The following is a 634-nucleotide window of genomic DNA, read 5'->3' as shown; positions in this document are numbered from 1 at the left end:
GAATGATGCCTTGATCGACAAGCTTTTTTGTAAACAACGGAATTTCTTCAGGCAAAATGGCAACTTCGGCCATATTCAAGGCGATTCCGTTTTGATCGAGCGACTCGAACATGACTTCTTCCATGCCGACTCCCCGGCTTGGCCTTCCTTGAATCGTGACGCGCAAATTCCGTTTGATGCTGACAGAACAGACACCGTGTTCAATGTGCGGCTCCCCATTTAAAATATGTCCAAACTGCTGGCAAAGCGAATGAAAACTTTGCATCTGCTGAACCTCCATTTTTAAAGTTACCACGATTTTATGAAGGGAACCCGCATATTTAGAATCCTTTAAAAATGGACAATCTTTTTATTTGATGATGCAGACGATTTTTTGTCGCTTTGGAATCCATCGGACTTGAGCATCTTGAAATACGGGGCGCCGCTCGCGGCTCTCGTGATTATCGCCGACCTGATGGTGATGAAATGGGCTCCGAAGCATATGTATGACGATGAAGGGATAAATGAAAAGCTTTTTCGTGAACGCTCGTACCCGCATATCGTGATTCTTACCCTTTTCATTGCATTTGCAGAGGAAATATTGTTCAGAGGCGTTATTCAGACGCATTTCGGTCTCTGGGCAGCGAGCATTATT

Annotated in this window: 2 protein-coding genes; one reads left to right on the top strand and one right to left on the bottom strand. The window is 44.6% G+C overall.

Going from position 1 to position 634, the window contains the following annotated elements; all coding sequences use genetic code 11:
* The coding region (locus AC0QUY_RS42720) for a DUF1259 domain-containing protein (RefSeq protein ID WP_475391754.1) at positions 1–265 on the bottom strand (265 nt) is incomplete at its 3' end.
* 132 nt (positions 266–397) lie between these two features.
* Here AC0QUY_RS42720 and AC0QUY_RS42715 point away from each other — a divergent pair.
* Positions 398–634 (top strand): hypothetical protein (locus AC0QUY_RS42715; protein ID WP_475391752.1); only part of this gene is annotated, 237 nt, incomplete at its 3' end.

It is taken from the genome of Bradyrhizobium sp. WYCCWR15520, from assembly GCF_056174665.1.
Note: the sequence above shows the minus strand (reverse complement) of the source record. Positions and strands in the feature narration are given on the sequence as shown.